This window comes from Peribacillus sp. NPDC006672, from assembly GCF_050274955.1.
GTDB lineage: Bacteria > Bacillota > Bacilli > Bacillales > DSM-1321 > Peribacillus.
On record NZ_JBNNOR010000005.1, the window covers coordinates 77,114 to 99,031 of the forward strand.

Annotated in this window: 26 protein-coding genes and 1 riboswitch; of the genes, 17 read left to right on the plus strand and 9 right to left on the minus strand. The window is 39.2% G+C overall.

Annotation, left to right across the window (positions count from 1 at the left end; translation table 11 throughout):
• Positions 1-31: 31 nt before the first annotated feature.
• Positions 32-2,005 (minus strand): prolyl oligopeptidase family serine peptidase, encoded by a 1,974-nt coding sequence (locus tag ACQKKK_RS09820; protein ID WP_427615933.1) that lies wholly within the window; start codon positions 2,003-2,005, stop codon positions 32-34.
• A gap of 169 nt (positions 2,006-2,174) precedes the next feature.
• Entirely contained in the window at positions 2,175-2,495 is a 321-nt protein-coding gene (locus tag ACQKKK_RS09825; protein WP_427615934.1) for a YckD family protein, read from the minus strand.
• A gap of 283 nt (positions 2,496-2,778) precedes the next feature.
• Here ACQKKK_RS09825 and ACQKKK_RS09830 point away from each other — a divergent pair, with 283 nt between their 5' ends.
• Entirely contained in the window at positions 2,779-2,925 is a 147-nt protein-coding gene (locus ACQKKK_RS09830) for a lmo0937 family membrane protein (RefSeq protein ID WP_125161371.1), read from the plus strand.
• A gap of 91 nt (positions 2,926-3,016) precedes the next feature.
• Here the strand turns inward: ACQKKK_RS09830 and ACQKKK_RS09835 are convergent, their stop codons facing one another.
• Both ACQKKK_RS09835 and ACQKKK_RS09840 read right to left on the minus strand, forming a co-directional pair.
• Positions 3,017-3,934 carry an NAD(P)/FAD-dependent oxidoreductase gene (locus ACQKKK_RS09835; RefSeq protein WP_427615936.1) on the minus strand — a complete coding sequence of 306 codons (918 nt, stop codon included), beginning with the start codon at positions 3,932-3,934 and terminating at the stop codon, positions 3,017-3,019.
• A gap of 154 nt (positions 3,935-4,088) precedes the next feature.
• On the minus strand, positions 4,089-4,412 hold the full coding sequence (locus tag ACQKKK_RS09840) for a winged helix-turn-helix transcriptional regulator (protein ID WP_061463475.1): 324 nt from the start codon (positions 4,410-4,412) through the stop codon (positions 4,089-4,091).
• Positions 4,413-4,655: 243 nt separating this feature from the next.
• On the opposite strand from ACQKKK_RS09840, the gene ACQKKK_RS09845 reads away from it, so the two are divergent.
• The 3 genes from ACQKKK_RS09845 (at position 4,656) to ACQKKK_RS09855 (ending at position 7,351) form a co-directional block, all read left to right on the plus strand.
• Entirely contained in the window at positions 4,656-5,756 is a 1,101-nt protein-coding gene (locus tag ACQKKK_RS09845; RefSeq protein WP_427615937.1) for a nitric oxide synthase oxygenase, read from the plus strand.
• Between the two features lie 61 nt (positions 5,757-5,817).
• Positions 5,818-6,090 (plus strand): hypothetical protein, encoded by a 273-nt coding sequence (locus ACQKKK_RS09850; RefSeq protein ID WP_427615939.1) that lies wholly within the window; start codon positions 5,818-5,820, stop codon positions 6,088-6,090.
• A gap of 322 nt (positions 6,091-6,412) precedes the next feature.
• Positions 6,413-7,351, plus strand: coding sequence for a magnesium transporter CorA family protein (locus ACQKKK_RS09855; RefSeq protein WP_427615940.1), 939 nt, complete (start codon positions 6,413-6,415; stop codon positions 7,349-7,351).
• 485 nt (positions 7,352-7,836) lie between these two features.
• On the opposite strand, the gene ACQKKK_RS09860 is transcribed toward ACQKKK_RS09855, so the two are convergent.
• A complete protein-coding gene (locus tag ACQKKK_RS09860; protein WP_427616205.1) occupies positions 7,837-8,037 on the minus strand; it encodes a hypothetical protein in 201 nt (66 codons plus the stop codon).
• A gap of 86 nt (positions 8,038-8,123) precedes the next feature.
• Here ACQKKK_RS09860 and ACQKKK_RS09865 point away from each other — a divergent pair, with 86 nt between their 5' ends.
• Positions 8,124-8,288, plus strand: coding sequence for a hypothetical protein (locus ACQKKK_RS09865; protein WP_427615942.1), 165 nt, complete (start codon positions 8,124-8,126; stop codon positions 8,286-8,288).
• Positions 8,289-8,422: 134 nt separating this feature from the next.
• On the opposite strand, the gene ACQKKK_RS09870 is transcribed toward ACQKKK_RS09865, so the two are convergent.
• The gene (locus ACQKKK_RS09870) at positions 8,423-8,557 is read right to left on the minus strand and encodes a YuzL family protein (protein WP_101225105.1); all 135 of its coding nucleotides are present in this window, start codon (positions 8,555-8,557) and stop codon (positions 8,423-8,425) included.
• Positions 8,558-8,655: 98 nt separating this feature from the next.
• On the opposite strand from ACQKKK_RS09870, the gene ACQKKK_RS09875 reads away from it, so the two are divergent.
• Positions 8,656-8,907, plus strand: a complete 252-nt coding sequence (locus ACQKKK_RS09875) for a YkuS family protein (RefSeq protein ID WP_427615943.1) — start codon at positions 8,656-8,658, stop codon at positions 8,905-8,907.
• A 47-nt stretch (positions 8,908-8,954) separates the two neighbouring features.
• Here the strand turns inward: ACQKKK_RS09875 and ACQKKK_RS09880 are convergent, their stop codons facing one another.
• Positions 8,955-9,410 carry an OsmC family protein gene (locus ACQKKK_RS09880; protein WP_427615945.1) on the minus strand — a complete coding sequence of 152 codons (456 nt, stop codon included), beginning with the start codon at positions 9,408-9,410 and terminating at the stop codon, positions 8,955-8,957.
• Between the two features lie 294 nt (positions 9,411-9,704).
• Between ACQKKK_RS09880 and ACQKKK_RS09885 the strand changes: the two genes are divergently transcribed.
• The 3 genes from ACQKKK_RS09885 to ACQKKK_RS09895 are packed head-to-tail and all read left to right on the plus strand — an operon-like array spanning position 9,705 to position 12,029.
• The gene (locus ACQKKK_RS09885; RefSeq protein WP_427616206.1) at positions 9,705-10,466 is read left to right on the plus strand and encodes an SDR family oxidoreductase; all 762 of its coding nucleotides are present in this window, start codon (positions 9,705-9,707) and stop codon (positions 10,464-10,466) included.
• Between the two features lie 26 nt (positions 10,467-10,492).
• On the plus strand, positions 10,493-10,984 hold the full coding sequence (locus ACQKKK_RS09890; protein ID WP_427615947.1) for a hypothetical protein: 492 nt from the start codon (positions 10,493-10,495) through the stop codon (positions 10,982-10,984).
• Entirely contained in the window at positions 10,977-12,029 is a 1,053-nt protein-coding gene (locus ACQKKK_RS09895; protein WP_427615948.1) for an alpha/beta fold hydrolase, read from the plus strand. Before ACQKKK_RS09890 ends, ACQKKK_RS09895 begins: the two co-directional genes overlap by 8 nt.
• 182 nt (positions 12,030-12,211) lie before the next feature.
• On the opposite strand, the gene ACQKKK_RS09900 is transcribed toward ACQKKK_RS09895, so the two are convergent.
• A complete protein-coding gene (locus tag ACQKKK_RS09900) occupies positions 12,212-12,811 on the minus strand; it encodes a nitroreductase family protein (RefSeq protein WP_427615950.1) in 600 nt (199 codons plus the stop codon).
• A 241-nt stretch (positions 12,812-13,052) separates the two neighbouring features.
• Between ACQKKK_RS09900 and ACQKKK_RS09905 the strand changes: the two genes are divergently transcribed.
• From ACQKKK_RS09905 to ACQKKK_RS09935, 7 genes are all read left to right on the plus strand, one after another.
• Positions 13,053-14,051: a ring-cleaving dioxygenase gene (locus ACQKKK_RS09905; RefSeq protein ID WP_427615952.1), complete on the plus strand. Its 999-nt coding sequence runs from the start codon at positions 13,053-13,055 to the stop codon at positions 14,049-14,051.
• 5 nt (positions 14,052-14,056) lie between these two features.
• Positions 14,057-15,004 carry a ring-cleaving dioxygenase gene (locus ACQKKK_RS09910; RefSeq protein WP_427615954.1) on the plus strand — a complete coding sequence of 316 codons (948 nt, stop codon included), beginning with the start codon at positions 14,057-14,059 and terminating at the stop codon, positions 15,002-15,004.
• The gene (locus tag ACQKKK_RS09915) at positions 15,004-15,612 is read left to right on the plus strand and encodes an alpha/beta hydrolase (protein ID WP_427616207.1); all 609 of its coding nucleotides are present in this window, start codon (positions 15,004-15,006) and stop codon (positions 15,610-15,612) included. The genes ACQKKK_RS09910 and ACQKKK_RS09915 overlap by 1 nt, the downstream gene beginning before the upstream one ends.
• Before the next feature lie 18 nt (positions 15,613-15,630).
• The gene (locus ACQKKK_RS09920) at positions 15,631-16,239 is read left to right on the plus strand and encodes a flavin reductase family protein (RefSeq protein ID WP_427615955.1); all 609 of its coding nucleotides are present in this window, start codon (positions 15,631-15,633) and stop codon (positions 16,237-16,239) included.
• Between the two features lie 155 nt (positions 16,240-16,394).
• A riboswitch (SAM riboswitch) is annotated at positions 16,395-16,497 on the plus strand.
• Between the two features lie 82 nt (positions 16,498-16,579).
• Positions 16,580-17,974: an S-methylmethionine permease gene (gene mmuP, locus ACQKKK_RS09925; RefSeq protein WP_427615957.1), complete on the plus strand. Its 1,395-nt coding sequence runs from the start codon at positions 16,580-16,582 to the stop codon at positions 17,972-17,974.
• A complete protein-coding gene (gene mmuM / locus ACQKKK_RS09930; RefSeq protein ID WP_427615959.1) occupies positions 17,964-18,926 on the plus strand; it encodes a homocysteine S-methyltransferase in 963 nt (320 codons plus the stop codon). The genes mmuP and mmuM overlap by 11 nt, the downstream gene beginning before the upstream one ends.
• Before the next feature lie 521 nt (positions 18,927-19,447).
• Entirely contained in the window at positions 19,448-19,615 is a 168-nt protein-coding gene (locus ACQKKK_RS09935; protein ID WP_162878727.1) for a hypothetical protein, read from the plus strand.
• Between the two features lie 696 nt (positions 19,616-20,311).
• Here ACQKKK_RS09935 and ACQKKK_RS09940 read toward each other — a convergent pair.
• Entirely contained in the window at positions 20,312-20,683 is a 372-nt protein-coding gene (locus ACQKKK_RS09940) for a helix-turn-helix domain-containing protein (protein WP_427615961.1), read from the minus strand.
• 232 nt (positions 20,684-20,915) lie between these two features.
• Here ACQKKK_RS09940 and ACQKKK_RS09945 point away from each other — a divergent pair, with 232 nt between their 5' ends.
• On the plus strand, positions 20,916-21,905 hold the full coding sequence (locus tag ACQKKK_RS09945) for an asparaginase (RefSeq protein WP_427616208.1): 990 nt from the start codon (positions 20,916-20,918) through the stop codon (positions 21,903-21,905).
• Positions 21,906-21,918: the final 13 nt, after the last annotated feature.

Consider the following 21,918-nt stretch of genomic DNA (forward strand, 5'->3'; position numbering starts at 1 on the left):
CTGTTAGCGAAAGGCTAACAGAGTTTTGTTTTTAAAAATATTTATTGAACCATCCTTTTATTTCTTCTACATGTTGCAGGCGCATTTTTGGAGAACCGCTTCGGGATACTTCATGAGTCTCATCAGGGAAGGAAACGAGTACCGCTTCTTTTTTTTGCCGTTTTAAAGCGACAAAAAATTGCTCGCTCTGTTCAATGGGACATCGGAAATCCTTTTCACCGTGAAGTAAAAGTAAAGGGGTATTCACATTGGAAACATATTTTAAAGGTGAGTGCTGCCACAATTTTTCAGCAGAGTTAACGATATCGCCGCCTACTTCCCATTCAGTAAAATAATAGCCAATGTCGCTGACGCCATAAAAGCTAATCCAGTTACTAATGCAACGCTGAGTCACAGCGGCCTTGAAACGGTTGGTATGACCGATGATCCAATTTGTCATGAACCCGCCATAGCTGCCGCCGGATACCCCCAAATTTTCATGCTCTATAAAATCATACATAGCTAAAACATGGTCAACGCCCGCCATTAAGTCCTTATAATCCATTCCTCCATAATCCCCTCGGCAGGCATTTACGAAGTCCTGACCATATCCCACACTCCCGCGTGGGTTAGTGAACAAAACAGTATACCCTTCATTAGCCAAGGTCTGAAATTCGTGAACATAGGTATTGGCATACATCATATGCGGACCGCCATGGATTTCTAAAATGAGTGGGTATTTTTTATTTCTATTAAAATTGGTCGGTCTCATGATCCAGCCGTGTATGGTAAGACCATCAACAGATGGAAAAGTAATGGGTTCAGCCATGGACAATTGTTTATCCTTTAAAAAATCTTCATTAATAAAACTAATTTGTTCTTTATCCCCATTAGTAAGGTTATAAGCAAAGAGATCACCGGGATGAACGGGGGTACTAATGGCCACGACCGCACGATGGCTTTCGGGATCTATAGTCAGGCCATATATATGCTGCGGATCAAGTATAGATGGATACATGGCTCCTTCAATCGAACCATAATATACTCCAGTATTTCCATAATCGCTTATTAAAAAGTAAAAGCCTTGGCTATCGTTTGTCCATAAAATACCTGGGTCGACTGCTCCGACTTGGAAATCACCGATTGCGGAATCCCCAATTTGGACGTCCCATCCATCAGTTAAGCATTGAAACGATTGATCGAATATGGAGTATAACCAGATATTTGAAAAGGTGGCACCGGCAAATTCTTTATAATGGCCAATGAATGAAAGGTATTCACCATTTGGAGACCACTTTGGATCTTTAAAGAAACCCGTACTATCCGTTAACTTCCGTAAAGAATTCGTTTCTAGTTCCATGATGAAAATATCAGAAAAAAGTTCATCATCACTCTTTTCTGCATCCCCGCTTATGAATGCAATGTGTTGACCGTCAGGGGACCATGCATTCGGGTGATGATCAATATTATTTTCCGTCAGCAATATGATTTCGTCATTTAAAATCTCCACTATGACAAGCTGCTGAAATAACTGATCAAAATAGCCTCTCCCATCCCATTTATACTTAATCCGGTCATATCTATGAACTTCTTTGGATAAATCAAGATCCTTCACCGTATTAAGGCTTTCTCCCTCTTTTAACCCTGTAGAAAGCAACAACTTGGTGGAACAAGGAGACCAAATTGGTTTTGTTACACCGTTAACGAAATGGGTCAATTGGCGTGCTTCCCCTCCGATGCTCCCAATAATGTGGACTTGTTTTTTTCCAGATCTGTCCGATATAAAGGCGATATGCTTTCCGTCGGGGGACCATGCAGGTGATGTATCACGATTATCCCCAAACGTCCATTGCTTTGTTTCATTCGTAATCAGGCTGAACATAAACAGATTGGAAATGTATTTTTCTGTTTTTTCATCAATTCTGGTTTGGACATACACCGCCATGCTGCCATCCGGCGATAGCTTTGGATCGGTCACTGATTTCAAGTTAAATAAGTCTCTTGCTGTTATACCTATTTTGTTCATCCTTTTCACCCTTTCATTTCTCATTGTTATGTATTTCGCTAAAGAGAAATATAAATCCTTTAGTAAATGGTAAACGCGTAGGGTTTATTTATCAAGAAAGAATGAAATGAAAAAAATCCGGCCTTTTATCAGGACGGATTATCATGCTATATAGGCAAAGAACATAAAATTACTTATGCATATGCCCTGTATGTGGTCGATGCGGCGGTATTTGAAAATTATGTTCTTCCATCATTTTATAATGTTTTTCAAAATGTGAAAACATTTTATCGGCTTCTTCTTTTGATAGCGCACCATATTCTACATATTTTTCGATCAACTTCTTTTTGTCCGCAAGTATTTGCTTGTGTATCTTTGCGATTTCCGATTTTTGAGCATCAGTGAATTGCACCCTTTCCGGTTTTGTTTTAGTTTCCTGTGCAGACGGGTAATCCAGGGTAACTAAGAATAGGGAACAGGCTGTTAAACAGATGACTAAAAACTTTTTCATGAATAAACAACTCCTTCTTTTGTATTTGCTTTATCTTATAAAGATCTGCTGAAGCTTAAAAACTTGAAATGCCTTCCTTATGGTGAATGTTTTTCAATATGGAAGATTCCTCATTTATTATTATCTTTTACAGAATTTGCAGTTTTATGTAATTTTTTTGGATTCACCCACAAAGGGGTTTGTTGCAGAAAGATATGGGTAATTTAAATGTAAGCTAAACATTCTGAAGAAACTTCTCATTAAGAAAGATCAATTATGAGAAGGGAAGGAAAGGGAGATTATAATGCTTTGGACAATTATTGGCGTAATAATATTATTATGGGTTCTTGGTTTAGTCTTTAAAGTGGCTGCAGGTTTTATACATATCCTGCTTATCATCGCGGTCATTCTCATTCTGGTTAAAGTTTTTAAAGGTAGGAAACGAACGTAGATTACATGTGAAGCGAAGCCTTACGCAAAAAAAATACGAATGCAAAGGGCGGCCTGGTGAACAGGTCGCCCTTTTAATTTCCCATGGGTTGTTAATCATAAGGAAGTGGCTGGCCCAACAGTCTTTTATGAATCCAAATCGCGGCTTGGGTCCCATCCCCCATCGAAATAGTGACTTGTTCGGAATGGGCAACAAGGTCACCGCCGGCCCAAACTCCTTTAATATTCGTTTCTTTAGTCCGGGGATGAATCACGACATGATTGTTTTCGTTTACTTGCACACCTAATTGTAAGGCAAGTCCATTATTAAGTTTGTTCCCTTTAAACGCCGTAAATGCCTTTTCGGCTTCAATTATTTTACCAGATACTAATTGTATTGCGGTTAACCGTTGTTTGACATCGATTAGAACCTCTTCAACTTCTTCTTCGAATACGGGAATTTGGTTTTCCTTTAACTTTTCCCTATACTTTTCATCAATTTTTGATTTTAAGTGATTTACGTAAATGATATCCTTTGACCAATATAATAAAGTAAGGGCCATTCCTGCACCTGTATTTCCGCCTCCAAGGACCACGGTTTGCTTATCCATGATCTCATACCCATCACAGTCAGGGCATATATAGGTGGATGTCCCAAGGGTTGAATAGATGTTTTTGATTGGAGGGATGTTATCGATAATGCCGGTACCTAGAAAAATCATTTTTGCTTGATATTCCATGCCCTTCTTTGTGTGGAGAAAAAACTTGTCCCGCTTTTTTTCAAGAGATGTCACTGTATCATCCAAGAATTCAACACCGAATTTTTCTGCGTGCTGTCTGCCCAGAGTCCTTAATTGGTGTCCGCTTACTCCATCTGGCCATCCAAGAATGTTATGGTAAGCCTTGGCTATGGAAGAACGGCCTTGAGCAGAATCAATGACAATAATATCATGTTTATATCTTCCGAGCTGAATGGCTGCCTGAATCCCAGCTATACCGCCACCAACAATAATGCAATCTGCTTGCTTCATGAATACACCGCCCATACAATTTGGAATAAACCTAGTGTTATTCTATCTGTAAAAAATATACCACTTGTCGCAGGCGACTAAACAAATGCTAGATATAAAAAAAGGGAAAGTCCGCCAGCTGGCGATCTTTCCTCCATTTCTCCAAATGCCTATTTTATTGGTTCTGTATTGGTTCGAGCCATTCTTGTGCCCAGTTTTGAATTTCTTTCATTACCGGTGCAAGAGCCTTGCCTTTTTCAGTTAAAGAATATTCAATCCGGACTGGTGTCTCTGGATACACATCCCTTTTTACAATGCCTTCAATTTCCAAGTCCTTTAAACGTTCAGAAAGAATTCTGCCGCTAATCGGGAAGGCAGATTCAATATTACAAAACCGTTGAGGGCCATTAAGCAATTGATTGACAATCAATCCAGTCCAGCGTTTACTCAAGATTTGCATTCCTTTTTCAAAACGTGGACAAAGTGTCGTATTATTCATCATATCACCCCATTATTATTATATTATAATGCATTTACATCTTATGTAACAACTTTACCGAATATTATTTAGTTACTAGAGATGTTATAGTATAAGAAATTTATGAACTTACTTTAAGTGTAAAGAATAAAATTTCCGCCTCAGAATTGCCACATTTTAAAAGAAATGCTCTTTTAAAAATGTGTTCCTTTACAGATACTATGAAAAATATGTTACTTTATTATTGAAGTCAAAGAGTTACAAATGGAAGGATCCGTGGGAAAGATGAGTGATTTACTGCAAGAGGCCGTATCCTTTATCAGGACAAGTTACCCGGAATTATTGAAAACGGAAGAGGACATAAATGGCAGAATCGAACAAATCAAAAAGGAAATAAATGAAACAGGTAGATATGAACATACATATGAAGAATTGGTTTATGGTGCTAAATTAGCTTGGCGTAATAGTAATCGTTGCATCGGGCGCTTTTTTTGGGAGTCGCTGAGGGTGATTGATAAAAGGATGATTCAAAGCGAGGAAGAAATAGTATCAGCTCTCTTTGAGCATATCGAATACGCTACGAATAATGGAAACATCAGGCCTGTGATTACAATTTTCAAACAGAAAGATCATGATGTAAAAGTGGATATTTGGAATCATCAGCTTATTCGTTATGCAGGATATGAGACAGAGAATGGAGTAATTGGCGATTCAAGTTCAATAGAATTCACGAAGCAATGCATGGCATTAGGATGGGAAGGGAAATTTGGACCTTTCGATCTTTTACCCCTTGTAGTCCAGTTGGACGGAATAAAACCTGAATTTTATGAAATTCCTGAAAGTCTAGTTAAGGAAGTTCCAATCACTCACCCGGAGTTTACATGGTTTCAAGATCTTCAAATCAAATGGTATGCAGTTCCAATCATAGCTGGTATGAGGCTAGAAATTGGCGGTATTAGTTATTCAGCTGCACCATTTAATGGGTGGTACATGGGAACGGAGATTGGTGGCAGAAACCTTGCTGATGAAGAACGCTACAATATGCTTCCAACAATAGGGGAGAGGATGGGCTTGGATATTAAACGTGATTCGAATTTATGGAAAGATCGAGCCTTGATCGAACTGAATGATGCAGTCCTTCATTCGTTTAAAAAACATGGAGTCAGCATTGTTGATCACCATACGGCAGCTAAACAATTCAAGAAATTCGAAGAAAAGGAAACTTCATGTGACCGGAAAGTAACGGGTGACTGGACATGGTTAATTCCTCCGGTGTCCCCAGCTACGACACACGTATTTCATCAGCCGTATAACAATGAAATAGTGAAACCTAATTTCTTTTACCAAAAGCCTCCATATAAATAAAGGTTTTACATTGAAGGGCATTGGGTATATATAAATTAATCCAATAATAAGGGGGAAGGTAATGATGGCATTAGGAAGAAACGTAGTATTGCTAGGAGTCGGAGTTGCCGGAGTCTCATTTTTTTCAAATAAAACGAACAGAGAGAAAGTGAAGGACATATGGTCCAATGCAAAAGATAAAACATTTAGCTTTTTGAATAGGAAGGCTTCTGAGCTGGACCCTGTAATTGAAAAGGCAGGTCACCCCGATCCATATGATCATGAAGATAATAAAATGGTAGATGAAGGTGCCATGTATGGAGTTCACTATTATAATAATGCTAAGCATGGGTAACGTAATCAAAAATCGCTTGGAGATTCCAAGCGATTTTTTTATGGCTTTATTTGATCTCTTTTTTAATCGCTAAAGTCAGATGATTGCGAATTTTAAATAGGGTGTTCAAGGTGGTAAATTCGTTATTGTGCTTTAAAAGAATAAGGATTAAGATAAAAGAATCGAAAGGAAGTGGATACGAGTGAGCAGCAGTTCTTATGATCCTGAACCCAGAAAGCAAGAGGAAGCCAATATGATGCTAGAAGTCGAGACTGTTATTCTCCCTGAGTATCTGCTCGAAGAAGGTAAATAAGGCTTTCTCTATAGAAGAGGAGGTCATCAAATGATTGAAATCTACAAGACGAATGAAAACCGGCACCTAAACAATATTGAGGAAATGACAAAAGGTTCCTGGGTGAATATTGTCGCTCCGACAGAAGCCGAAATAGATTATATATGTACGACTTTGAAGTTACCGATTAATTTCATGAAAGATCCGCTGGACGATGAGGAAAGGCCTCGCATAGAAAAAGAAGATGATAATGTTTTAATTATTGTCGACTTCCCATATTTGACCCGGGACGAAGCCGATTTACCCATCTTTGAAACGATTCCCATAGGGATGATCTTTACCAAAGACTGTTTTATTACAGTATCTTTGAAAGAAACACCCATTTTGGCGAATTTCAAAAACAATAAGATCAAAGGATTTTTCACTAATAAGAAAACAAGGTTTGCTTTACAATTATTATTTGAAATTTCATCCTATTATTTACGGTATCTGAAACAGATTAACAAGATGACTAATGAAGCTGAACGTGAATTGCATCAGTCAATGAAAAATAAAGAACTATATACTTTTTTGGCTTTGGAAAAAAGTCTGGTTTATTTTACTACATCATTGAAATCCAATCGGGTAGTACTTGATAAGATCCTCCGTTTTAATTATTTGAAAATGTATGAAGAAGATAAAGAATTGCTTGAGGACGTAATCATCGAAAATGCACAGGCAATCGAAATGGCAGAAGTGTATCTCTCGATTCTTAGCGGGATGATGGATGCATTCGCATCGATTATTTCGAATAATGTCAATAATGCCATGAAGTTTCTAACTTCAGTGACAATTATTTTAACGCTTCCGACGATGGTGGCAAGTTTTTATGGAATGAATGTGGAACTGCCATTTGAACATAATCAATTTGCTTTCATCTTTACATTATTAATAGCCATCACTTTAGCGGGGACGACGGCATTCATTTTTTGGAAGAAGAAATATTTTTAAGAGAAACTGAGTTATTAAGCCGGTTTCAGTATGTAGACAAAAGGGTTTCGGAATGATCTCATTCCGAAACCCTTTTGATTTCTTATTGGATTTGAAGCAGTTATAGAGAATAGTTAACTCTCTGAGGTCATTATTTGGGCCATTTCTGGCCCTTGCCAAGTCATACATATCTTTCACCAAGTCATATTAAAGTGAAGTCAATGGCCGCCTCCATTTTACGAACCAAATAGTTCGTAGGACCAGTTAAATCTAAAGTAATCGCTTCAAGTTGAACTCACTGAATAGAATCATGTTTAGAAAGCATCTCTATCACCTAGGGAGACCTCGCAGGCGATAAAGGCGAGGGTGGACTGCCCGCGGAAAGCAAGTGCCTTGAGTGGAAATCACTGTTCTAATTTTATAAACCCTTAAAAAACTATAGACAAACTCAATTATTAGAAGAGTTTGTCTACAATCGGTAACCGGCTTATTAAGCCGGTTTTGTTTTATTCCTCAAAAAAATCAGCAAATCCCTCACTGTTAATTCGCTCGGAGTAGGGGTTCTCATCATTTACACTCTTTGTATCCAAATTTGTTTTGATGACTAAACGGGGACTTTGTGATGGTTCCCTGATGATACGGTCGTTCAGCTCTTTAAAATCCGGTGCATTCTTATTGCCGGGTTTGTTTGGTTCCAATAAAACCACCTCCATTAGTATCTTTGCAATAAATGATGTGGTGTATTCATGAATATTCTAAGGTTTGGGGAGGATAAAGGAATGAGGAGGAGATCATGATGACCAAATGGAACGAGCAAGCCGCTCCCAATAATAATTTAAAGGCAAGTGATTTTAACCAGGATGGAGCAGAAAAAGCAAAAATGGGTTCAAAAACCATTGATGGGGATCAATTGAATGATTTAAAGATTCAACGGGAAATCAGAAAACAAGATATATAAGTAAAGAGCCTGAACGTGAAAGAAATGGTTCCGGTACAATTAATATTGGATTATGCAGTGGAAAACGCTTGGCGGTTAAACCAAGCGTTTTTTCTCCAAAATGAAAGCGGAATTCCATAATGAGATTCTTTTTGTCATGAACGCTTTTGCTTTTTAAGTGAAGATGGTTGAGTGAAGGACCCGGTTTCTTTTGTAGTGGTACCTTGCCCCTCAACCTGAGAAGAACCTAAACGAGTTTGTGATGCATCTTTCTTGTTTTTTCCATTCATGTTTATCACCTCGATATTACTTTCCCTATTTCCTTTGCATCCTATACATATATTGAAGGTGAAAAGGACAGGTTAGAAAGAAGAGGAGGTGTGTGTTGATGTCAAAAATCGGTGTTGAAGAATCATTAACGAATATTCAGGAAGCACTTCGTGAAAAAGGTTTTGATGTTGTGGAGATTAAACAAGAAGCTGACGCAAAAAACGTGGATTGTTGTGTGGTAACAGGATTGGATACTAATATGATGGGAATTAGCGATACTTCATTAAAAGCGTCTATCATTGAGGCAAATGGTTTAACGGCTGATGAAGTGTGCCGCGAGGTTGAAAATAAAGTGAACGCAATTCAATAGTACAAAAAGTGCCTAACCCTTACCGGTTTAGGCACTTTTTTTCCTGTTCAAGGATGCTGTGCAATGGAAATTGCCGCGTTCAATTCCACAGCTACATTACCTTTGATCGCTCTTGAAATCATACAAGAAGCTTCAGCTTTTTCAGCAAGCTTCCTCGCCTTTTCAGCCGCTTTTTCAGATGTATCCGGTGCTAATACAAGTGTAGGGCGATGAATGATCTTCTTGTAGGTGAATACACCATTCGTAATATCCACTATGGCTTCCGATTGCATGGTCAAGCTGGCCTTTTTTATATGGGCTCGCTCTAACATGGCAGCAAAGGTAATGATATAGCAGGTAGAGGCCGCTCCAAGCAGCATTTCATCGGGATTTGTGCCGATCCCTGGTCCCTCCATTTCCTTAGGGATACTTATCTGTGTTTGAAGATTCCCTGATTGAATAGTGCCGATATCATTTCTGCCGCCGGGCCATTCTGCGGTTAAATGAAAGTGATGTATGGTCATTTTTTATACCTCCTTACTATTCTCTAGTGTAAACGATTAAATAGGTCAAGTATTCGATTTTGCTCAATCGGCCGAATAAAGTGTCCGTTCGGTCTAATTATCACCGATTGGGACAAAAAAACCTGCCGAATAATCTCCGGAATCGCCCCATTAAAAGTTTGGTAAAACAAAAGGCAGAGGCATTAGGCTATTTTAAGCACAATATTGGATAGGCTTTTCTATAATGATATAGATAGTTCTATATAAATAATAATTCATTATGGAAGGGCTGAAAAGTTGACTACATTGAGCAATATGTTCGATTTGACTAATAAAACAGCTATCATTACCGGAGGCGGCAGAGGATTGGGCAAACAGATTGCCATGGCTTTGGGGGAGGCTGGCGCTAATATAGTCATTGCCTCACGAAATCTTCCTGTCTGTAAGGAAGTATGTGAACACTTGCAATCAATGGGTGTGAATGCTATTGCCTTTGAATGTGATATCACGAATGATAGTGACATTGATCTTGTGGTACAGGAAACGGTTGCCCAATTCGGTACGATTGATATTCTTGTCAATAATAGCGGCACGTCCTGGTCAGGTCCACTTGTGGATCTTCCCAAGGATAAGTGGGAAAAAGTATTGAATGTTAATGTTACAGGTACATTCCTGTTTTCACAGGCTGTTGCGAAGGTCATGATGCAGCAAAATTCCGGAAAAATCATTAATATCGCATCGGTGACAGGTCTTGGCGGTACGTTTCCTGAGCAATTGGATACCATAGCTTATAACACCAGTAAGGGTGCTGTCATTACAATGACTAAAGATTTAGGGGTTAAACTTGCTAGATACGGCATCCAGGTCAATGCGATAGCACCTGGATTTTTCCCGACCAAAATCACAAAGGGAATTCTTGAGAAATCCAATTATGACATATTAGGGAATACTCCGGCTCGCAGGTTTGGCAATGAAGATGATTTAAAGGGAGCCGCCGTATTTTTAGCCTCACAGGCTTCTGACTATATGGTTGGTCATGTTTTGATCGTTGACGGGGGAATATCGGCATTAGTATAAATGGAGGAGAAAGGAAGGAAAGAGATATGGCTGAGAAATCAAATTTTTATAAAGGGCTTAAACTGCTAGGAGCACAAAAAGAGCAAGAGCTGAATGACAAAATTCAAGATCTGCTGAATAACCGGGAATTAATTGAAACAGTAAGCGACAATGCACAATTGCAGATTCCAAAAATAAATATGATGCAGGAAGCCTCAGAAAGATTGTCCATCATCATGAATTACCCAACAAAAAAAGATGTAGCGGGTGTTGCAAAATTAGTCATCCAGCTCGAAGAAAAAATTGATAGGTTAGAAGAGTTACTTATGGACAGGGACCGGAATGTCAGAGGGAATTCTTCATTTAGTAATAAAAGGAATGCTTATTCATCGCGTAAAAAGTTAAAGAAATCAAGATGGGAATCCAATGAAATAGAAGGGAGTAAAAAAAGGTTAGCGGATTTTATGAATGAGTCCTTATTATTAAGTGCACAGTTGCCTAAATTCGATTCATTTGGACAGGGGAATTCAAATGTCTAAACGGAAAGTGCCGAAAAATCAGTCCGAACCCATATCTAAATGGAAACATTTTTTGGATATTCCCAATCAGCCTATGCCTGGAATGGGTCCGACGTCGAAAAAAGAGGTGTGGAAAAAAAATAAATCAACGCTCTGGTATTATCCGTCGGCACAAAAAAAATATGATGTGCCGGTTTTTCTTATATATTCACTAATCAATACTCCATTGATTCTAGATTTGTCCCCAGGGAATAGTTTAATAGAATCTTTAGTAAATGAAGGTTTTGATGTATATTTGCTTGATTTCGGAAGCCCGGGTTTTGAAGATGGCGAGATATCGATCGAAGATTATATCGTCGATTATATTCAAAAAGGAGTGCAGCGTGCATTACGTCACTCTGGAGCATCAGAAATTACAGTTATGGGGTTTTGTCTTGGCGGTACATTAGCTGCAATTTATGCTGCCATTGCCGACGAGCCGATCAAGAATTTGATTCTCTCCGTTACACCGGTAGATTTCAGCGCCTCAGAATTTTTTGATCAATGGCAGGAAGCATTAAAAGAAGGGACCGTGGATTTTGACGAGACGATTGATATTTATCAAACGATCCCAGCAAGTGCAGTTAAATATGGAATCCGTTTAATTACATCTCCTATATATATATCACCCTATTTATCTTTATTGAATAAAGCGGATGATGTTGAATACGTTCAAAATTGGCGCCGTTTCAACGCGTGGACCAATGGGCATGTGCCATTATCCGGAGCAGCTGCAAAACAAATAACGAAGGATCTTTTAATAAAAAATCGATTGGTTAATGGTGGTTTTAAGGTAAGGGGGAAAAAGGCGAAGCTTTCGAAAATTGATGCTAGTGTTTTGGTCACAGCAAATAAGTATGATCGTTTGGTCCCTCAGGAGATGATTTATCCGGTAATGGAGCATCTAACATGTAAGGATAAGACATACAGCCTACTGAAAAGTGGACATGCTTCCAAACAGTATTCAGGTGAACTCCCATATTATTTGAAGGAATGGCTACCGGGGCGTTCTTCACCAATTAAATAAGTTACTGGGGGAAGGGAAATGTACGTATTGAACGACAGTGAGTGTAACAAAATCATGCCGGTTTTGGCGTATATAGGCTTTGCATCATTGATATTTTCAAAATTCTTTGCAACATTACCGGATTATTAAGGTGAAATAAAAGAAAGGGCTGGCTCGGCATATAGAGCCAGCCCGTTATTGTATTATCGATAATATTTCACCCGTTCTTCAAGAGGTAAGAATTCTTTATCCCCAGGTTCTGCAGTGGGTTTTCCAAAGGGCATCTGTGCGATGAGTTTCCAATCCCGAGGAATATCCCATGCCTTCTTCACTTCGTCATCGATTAAGGGATTATAATGCTGAAGGCTTGCACCAAACCCCTCGATTTCCAATGAAGTCCATACGACAAATTGTAAAATGCCAGATGATTGGTTCGACCAAATCGGAAAGTTATCGGCATACGTTTTGAATTGTTCTTGAAGCCCATCAATAATGGCTTGGTCTTCAAAGAATAAAACCGTACCATAACCATTTTTAAATGACTTCATTTTTTCTTCCGTTTCTCCAAAATCTTTGTCCCCGGCAGTTTTTCGTAATGTTTCTCTCGTGATATCCCATAATTGGTCGTGGCTTTGACCACTTAAAACAATCACTCTTGCACTTTGGGAGTTGAAAGCGGAAGGGGAATATTGAACGGCATGATCGATAACTTCTTTAATCCTTTTATCAGGAACAACACTTACCTTGCTAAGGGAATAATAAGAGCGTCTATCTTCAATTGCGCATAAAAAATCTTTAGCCATATCACACCTCCATTAATTATACCGACTTATTTTGACCTGATTTTAAATATTTTATTATAAGTGAATGCGGTTGAAATTTTTGAAAGAAAGGTTGACAAATAAATCACTATCGTTTATCTTTAAATCAAGATATTTTCATTAAAAGTATTTTTACCTCTAGTTAAATATCTCGAATTCGAGATATTGTTCGCGGATAATTCATCTACGTAAGGGGAGATTTATAAAGATAGGAGTGGTACAGATGGAATTAAAAGGATTACATCATGTTTCGGCGATTACAGCTAAAGCGGGAAATAACTTTGAATTCTACACAAAAGTCTTAGGGATGCGATTAATCAAAAAAACGGTGAATCAAGATGATGTACGTGTGTATCACTTATTTTATGGAGATCAAATTGGTTCACCGGGTACGGAGTTGACGTTTTTTGAAATACCCAATGCTGCCCGCACTCATGAGGGGAACAATAGTATTTCCGAAATTTCCTTAAGGGTGAGAGATGATGAAGCACTAGGATATTGGAAAAAACGTTTTGTTGAATTCAATGTTGAGCATGATGAAATATCGAGCCGTTTTCAAAGGAAGGTGCTTTCTTTTAAAGATCCTGAGGGGCAAAGGCTTCTTCTGGTTTCCAATCAGGGTAGTAACGGCATTCAAGAAGGTGTACCCTGGGATGGAAGCCCGGTACCACAAGAGTTTTCCATTAATGGATTAGGACCAGTAAAACTCACTGTACCCAATATTGAGCAGACACAAAGCGTTCTAACGGAGGTGTTGGGGTTCCGGAAATCAGGAACATACCCATCTTCTTTAAGGGGGCAAAATCCGATTGTCGTTTACGAGACAGGTGAGGGTGGAACAGGAGCGGAAATCCATGTTGAAGAAAGGAGGGACATCCCTCGAGAACGATTGGGGAGGGGCGGAGTACACCATGTTGCATTCCGGGTGGATAATGAAGGGGAACTGAGAAAATGGATAGAAAAAATTAGTGAATCGAATTTCGTGAACTCGGGATATGTAGACCGCTTTTATTTTCGTTCCCTCTATTTCAGGGAGCCGAATGGCATCTTATTTGAACTAGCGACAGATGGACCTGGTTTTACCGTGGATGAAGCAGAGCAGCACCTAGGTGAAAACCTTGCCTTACCACCTTTTTTAGAATCGAAAAGACAGGATATTGAATCGAATTTAAAACCACTGAATACAAAATCAACAAATTTAATCAACCGGGAAAGGAAGTAATCGGCATGCAAAAGAAAACCGCGGGAATACATCATATAACAGCAATTGTAGGCAACCCTCAAGAGAATGTGGATTTTTATGCTGGAGTTTTGGGAATGCGCATGGTGAAGAAAACGGTCAATTTTGATGACCCAGGAACCTATCATTTATATTTTGGGGATGAATCAGGTTCACCAGGTACTATCATCACTTTCTTTCCTTGGCCTGCGGCATACCAAGGGAAAATTGGCTCTGGGCAAGTGGGGATTACAACATATGCGGTTCCGGAAGGTTCAATGGATTTCTGGGAAATGCGGTTGAACAGGTTTAATATAGTATTTGAGAAAGTTTCACGTTTTGGAGAGGAATATCTGAAATTTCAAGATCCCCATGGTTTGCAACTTGAACTGGTTGAGCGTAAAGAAGGGAAAAATAGCGAGTGGTCATTCGGCGGTGTACCAGCTGCCAAGGCGGTCAAGGGATTCGGCGGTGCCGTATTATTGACGTCAAAACCGATCAAAACGATGGAACTATTAGAGAAAGTGATGGGCCTGCAAAAAATTGGGGAAGAGGGCGATTACATCCGCTTCAAATCCACATCGGCCATCGGAAATTTGATAGATGTTAAAAAAACGGTTTTGCCAAATGGGAACATCGGAGTGGGAACTGTCCATCATCTTGCATGGCGTGCAATCGATAATGAAGATCATAAAGAATGGAGGGAGCATATCGCCAACCATGGCTATGGTGTGACACCCTTTACAGATCGTCAATACTTCGATGCCATTTATTTCAGGGAAGATGGAGGCATACTTTTTGAAGTTGCCACAGATCCACCTGGCTTCGCTCATGATGAAACGAAGGAAACGATGGGTAGTAAATTAATGCTGCCGCCATGGCTGGAAGAAAAAAGGGGAATTATGGAGAAAACGTTACTGCCGGCAGTGCCGAGAGTACTGGAGGAGGATAAATGATGAAGCATATTTTTCAAAAAGGTAGTAATCCAGAAGCGCCATTGCTTTTGCTTTTACATGGCACTGGAGGAACGGAAACAGATCTCTTGCCATTAGCGGAAATGGTTTCACCGGGATCATCCGTATTGAGCGTACGGGGAAATGTACTTGAAAACGGAATGCCTCGTTTTTTCCGCCGGTTATCCGAAGGGGTTTTTGATGAAGAAGATTTGATCTTTCGTACGAAGGAGCTTTATGACTTCTTGGAATCAGCGTCCAAAAAATATGACTTCGACCGTGAAAGAGTGGTAGCATTAGGTTATTCCAATGGTGCAAATATAGCGGCAAGTTTGCTGTTCCATTTCGAAGGGGCATTACAAGGAGCGATTCTTCATCATCCCATGGTGCCTAGACGAGGGATTGCTTTGCCTTCCCTTGCGGATATACCTGTATTTATTGCTGCAGGTAAAAACGATCCGATTTGCCCGGCAGCAGAAACTGATGAACTTAATCAACTTTTACTGCAAGCTGGTGCTACAGTGGATGTTAAGTGGGAAAATTACGGTCATCAGTTAACACGTTCAGAGGTTGAGGCAGCGGGTTCATGGTTTCAAAAGAACTTTTTATAAGAATGAGAGGGACTGAAGATGATTTCTGTTAATCCTGAAAATCTGACTGAACGGGATAATTATAAGTTTTTGACTGGAAGCATTATACCGAGACCTATAGCCTTTGTTACGACACAATCCGAAACCGGTACAATCAATATAGCGCCGTTCAGCTTTTTTAACATAGTCAGTTCAAATCCTCCGATGATTTCCATTTCTGTTCAACGGAAAGAAGGAGTTTCAAAGGACACGGCCCGAAATGCAATTCAAACAGGTGAATTCGTTGTTCATATCACTGATGAGAATAATGTAGCTGATGCAAATCGAACGGCGAAGGAACTCCCATCTGACGAAAGTGAATTGGGTCTTACCAATTTCACGCCGGCTGTCAGTGATAAGGTATCCGTACCAGGATTGCAAGAAGCAAAGGTACGCTTTGAGTGCATATTAGAGCATGCGATACCATTGGCAGGTTCCCAGAATAAACCTGGTTGTGATTTATTGATAGGGAAAATAGTCTGCTATCATATAGAGCAAGATATTTACCATAATGGCCGAATTGACCAGAATGGGCTAAAACCTGTCGCAAGATTAGCGGGTCATACTTATACAAAACTAGGAGAATTATTTGAAATGGAACGTCCTTAATAATTGTGGCGGCATCTTTAAGATGCCGTCTTTTTTTCTATCTTGGGTTATCTCCAATTCTTGAGCGACTTGCCCGCAAAAAAGCAAGTCTTTACAATCCAAAACAAATACTTGACAATTTTTTCATAGATTGATAAAGTAATAAAAAAATAAATTTCTTATCCAGAGAGGTGGAGGGACTGGCCCTATGAAACCTCAGCAACAGGTCTACTACGACACTGTGCTAATTCCAGGGGGTGAAACCCTGATAGATGAGACCCTACGTTTTTATTTGTCAGTAACGCACTCTTTTTAGAGTGCGTTTTCGTTTTTTCTGGATGCAGGATGAAGGAGAGTATGAATGGAGAACAAAACGAAGCATGAATTTCAAAGGGAGATGAAAGCACGGCATTTAATCATGCTATCGCTTGGGGGGGTGATTGGAACCGGTTTATTCTTAAGTACGGGTTATACGATTCAACAGGCTGGCCCGTTTGGCACTATCCTTTCGTATCTGATAGGGGCACTAGTGGTTTATCTGGTCATGCTATGTTTAGGTGAACTGGCAGTACATATGCCCGAGACAGGAGCGTTTCATAGCTATTCAGCCAAATACATTGGACCTGGGACAGGGTATACAGTAGCCTGGTTGTATTGGCTAACTTGGACTGTTGCACTAGGTTCGGAATTCACGGCTGCTGGATTGTTGATGCAGCGATGGTATCCATCAATCAATGTCTGGATTTGGAGTGCTCTATTTGCCATTTTGGTTTTTGTATTAAATGCGCTGACTGTCAAGTTTTTCGCTGAATCTGAATTTTGGTTTGCGTCAATAAAGGTAATTGCGATCGTGATATTTATTATTTTGGGAGTTGCTGCAATGGTAGGTTTTATTCCAATGACTAACTCTCAATCAGCACCGCTATTTTCCAATTTTATAAGTGCAGGGTTATTTCCTAATGGTGCTTTTGCCATTATCATGACGATGCTTGCGGTGAATTTTGCATTTTCTGGAACTGAATTAATCGGAATTGCAGCTGGAGAAACTGTGAATCCAGAAAAAACGATACCAAAGGCAATTCGTCTGACATTGTGGAGATTGATTATCTTTTTTGTAGGAACCATCGTTGTATTATCCGCATTATTGCCTATTTCGGATGCAGGCGTATTAGAGAGCCCCTTTGTGGCCGTTCTTGAACGAATTGGAGTGCCATATGCAGCGGATATTATGAACTTTGTTATTTTAACTGCCATTTTGTCTGCTGCAAACTCAGGTCTATATGCCTCTTCCAGAATGCTTTGGTCACTTGCAGATAAGAAAACCATATCACCAATATTTGCAATATTAACAAAACGAGGTGTTCCGATATATGCAGTCATTTTCAGTATGTTGGGCGGTGGTTTAGCCTTGTTCTCTAGTGTTATTGCACCGGATACTGTGTATATAGTGCTTGTATCCATTTCGGGTCTGGCCGTGGTTGTAGTTTGGATGAGTATTAGCGCTTCACAGTTCCTATTTCGCAGACGGTTTATAAAAGAAGGAAATTCAGTAAATGACTTGGCTTATCGTACACCATTATATCCGCTTGTACCAATCATTTCTTTCATGCTTTGTCTTGCTTCTTGTATAGGAATTGCATTTGATCCTACACAACGGATTGCGCTTTATTGTGGTATTCCATTTATTTTGTTTTGCTATGGAAGTTATTATATAACACAAACTTCAAAGAAAAGAGGTGTAGATCTTGAAGAATAAAATTAACCCAATTGACGCTATTTTACGAGAACATTCAGTCATGATTCTGGACGGAGCACTAGCTACAGAGCTTGAGCGGTATGGGTGTGATTTGGACGATCCGCTCTGGTCTGCCCGTGTATTACTTGAAAATCCAGAGGTGATTTATCGGGTTCACTCTGACTATTTCCGTGCAGGAGCGGACTGTGCGATAACTGCAAGCTACCAAGCTACTGTTGAAGGTTTCTCCCTTCGTGGAATACAAGAAAAAGAGGCCCTGAAGTTAATTCAAAAAACGGTGTTTCTCGCAAGAAGAGCAAGAGATGATTTTTGGAAGGAAGAGACGCAAACGAATAGACCTAAGCCATTGGTTTCTGCATCAGTAGGACCCTATGGGGCTTACCTCGCTGATGGTTCAGAATATGTAGGAAACTATGGTGTTTCAGATGAAACTTTAGCAGAATTTCATCGCTTAAGAATATCAGCTTTGATTGAAGCAGGTGCCGACCTTTTAGCATTTGAAACGATTCCATCCCTGCAAGAAGCAAAAGTATTGAATTCATTATTGAAAGATTATCCAGAAGTATATGCTTGGCTATCCTTTTCTTTGAAAAATGAGAAAGCAATAAGTGACGGTACATTGCTGGAGGATTGTGCAAAGTTCTTTGAGGACAGTGAGCAAATTGCTGCGATCGGTATTAACTGTGCACCAGTATCAGTTGTCACGGACGCCATCAAGGTGTTACGTGCGAACACAAAAAAACCAATTATAGTTTATCCGAATTCTGGTGAAACCTATGATCCACAAACTAAAACATGGCATGGTCAAGAATCATGTAACACGCTCGAACAAAAATCTGAAGAATGGCACCATGCTGGGGCACGTTTAATCGGAGGATGCTGCAGAACGGCACCTCATCATATTGAAGAGATTTCAAGAAAGTGGCGACCTTCCGAAGTGGTATCCTCATAGCTTTATTCCTATATCAACTGTTATTAATAATCATTATATGAAAACAAAAAGAACGGGAAGCGTCTTAATCAGGCGGTTCCTGTTCTTTTTGGTCTCTTTATTCAGTTTTGGAGACCGGCACTAGCCGCCTTGCTTATTGTTGTCTATTCCTTCTAAAAAAAGGCGTGTGAGATCGGGATATAAATTATCGTTCAGATATGCTGCTTGGTTCTGACCGGATTGCTGTGATTTTACCAGGGGAGCCGTTCTCGGCAAATATTTTTGGCCTAGTCGTCAACTTCTCGAGACACTGGGGCTTATTTTGATTTTGCATCCATGTTTTGGATACACATATTCTTGCTTTGTGACAACACTGAAAAACATCCTTTATGAGGGCAAGCAACAGATAGATGTAAGTCGGCCCAGCATGAGTAGTTCCTTATTAACGAATCGATTCACAAACAGTAAAAAGTGAAATTAAATCATATTTTTTTTTTGCTTGGGAAAACTAAACAAACAAGAATGGAAAGGAGAGAATGAGTATGAGTCGTGGTAAAAATTTTAATCATAAAGAAAAAGGTCATCCTGGAAATTTACCTAATAATAGAATAAGCGAAGAGAAGGAACACAGTCGACAGTATGAACAGATTGAGGATATTGTCACACATGAAGCTTTTAAAAATCGGGAAAAAGAAGACGAGATGCCTTAATATAGGGAAGCAAAATATAGGAGCCATTCCGATGCCGTTAAAAATTCACTTTTAAAGAAGTTTCAGTAATTTTCAGTTATGTTATGGGGAAAAACCATGAGTTTTACTATGGTTTTTTCTTTCATTGCATAAAAAAAAGGAAAAGTAGTCCTTCCGTTTCATTTCATTATTAAAAACGGATATATATGGTGAATCGGACCGAAATTCCCTTGAATAATTTGAAGTAAGAAGAATGGAAAACAGGATAAAAATGATGGATGGTCTAATCCTTATAAGACGACTTTCTTCTATTAATTAATAAAAACTAGATTTTATTGCAGAGCTACCAACCAGTAAGTGATAATCTATTGTTCAAAAGGGGGTGTTTGAATTGGGGGGAGCGTCATGAACGTGAAAACTCAACAATAATCATAACCAGGACGACTTACCTAATTTTTTTAAAGTTATGGAGTTCATGAACTTAAAAGCCTTCTTCTCCGGAAGTCAAATCCCAATTATAAATAGTGAAACATTTCCAAACCTTCAAAGATACTAATGGCGTGAATAACTTAAAGGAACACTGATGCTGTATGGCCCGTACCTTTTTGTTGCTACAGAATATGATAGTTTATACTCTGGTTTCGTTTATTTGCTGTCGAGATTTATATCAGAAGTCCAACTTACCAGAATTCAACCCAATGGCTCTGTTGCATCATTTTATTTATTGCGAATTACTTCCACTTCTCGCTTAGATCTAATAAAAGCAATAAATTGAATCATTTCTTCTTCAGATAGAGGGGTTCCATCGACTGCTAGCTCCGTGTTTGGGAAATCCGTTAATTCCATGACTTGCTTGGACTCTGTGGAAACATTTCCAGACAGCAAAGCTGGATAATCTACTCTACCTAGAATGTAATCGGTGGATGTATCATATAAGCCGGCTAATAAATTAATTGTTTCTAATGAAGGACGGCGGTGGCCCGATTCGTAACCTGCATAGGTACTCTTGGCGATTCCGAGTCTATCAGCCGTATATTGCAAAGACCACCTTTTGCCCTTCCTTAATGTAGTTAATCTATTTAAAATCATCTTTATTACTCTCCTTTTATATATAAAACCATTATAACATCATATTACTATGAAGTGTACGCGTAATGAATAACTTTAGCTTGATTTCACACTGGAACATGACTATAATTACATATGGTGTACGCGTAACATAGACATTTACAAAGAATACATCCTTTCTGAGAGGCTTAGAATGATTGGGAAACAGGGAGGCTTTATAGGGGGTAGTATATTGGAGAAGTTGAAGTCAAAAATTAAGAAGTTGATGTTAATTACTACCGGTGGTACAATTGCTTCGTTAGAAGGGAAAAATGGACTGGTACCGGAGATGAGGGCTGACGAAATTTTAGGTCACCTACCGGGATTAGATTTACTATGTAAGATTGATAGTAAGCCTTTGATGAATATTGATAGTACGAATATGCAGCCTGAGGATTGGACAGAAATGGCAAAATCCATCCATGAGCACTACCATGATTACGACGGCTTTGTCATCACCCATGGGACAGATACAATGGCTTACACTTCAGCTGCGCTCTCATATATGTTACAAGATTTAGGGAAACCAATAATTATTACTGGTTCTCAAATCCCGATTGCCTTTAAAAAGACGGATGCCAAAAGAAATATCTCTGATGCGATTCGGTTTGCTTGTGAAGATATCGGAGGAGTATATGTAGTTTTTGATGGTAGAGTCATCCAGGGTACTAGGGCCATTAAATTGAGAACGAAAAGCTATGATTCTTTTGAAAGTATTAATTATCCTTATATTGCTTCCATAAATGAAGATAAAATTGAGTATCTTAAGCCAGTTCATTCACTAAAGAATAAGGAAGCTAAGTTAGATGAATCCCTTTGTACTGATGTTGCTTTGGTTAAGCTGCATCCCGGAATTAAGCCGGAATTCTTTGATTTTCTAAAAAATCAATATCGGGGAATTGTAATTGAAAGTTATGGAAGCGGCGGTATTCCATTTCAAGGAAGAAATATTTTAGAGAAATTGAATGAGTTGGTTGAATGTGGAATATCCGTTGTCATTACTACCCAATGTTTAGAGGAAGGGGAGGATATGGATATATACGAAGTGGGACGAAAAGTGAATAAGAATGTCATCATTCGTTCGAGAAATATGAATACAGAAGCCATCGTTCCTAAGTTGATGTGGGTATTAGCCAAGACAAAGGATCCCAAAAAGGTGAAGGAAATGATGGAAACACCGATTGCAGAGGACATTACATTCTAGAACAAACAAAGGG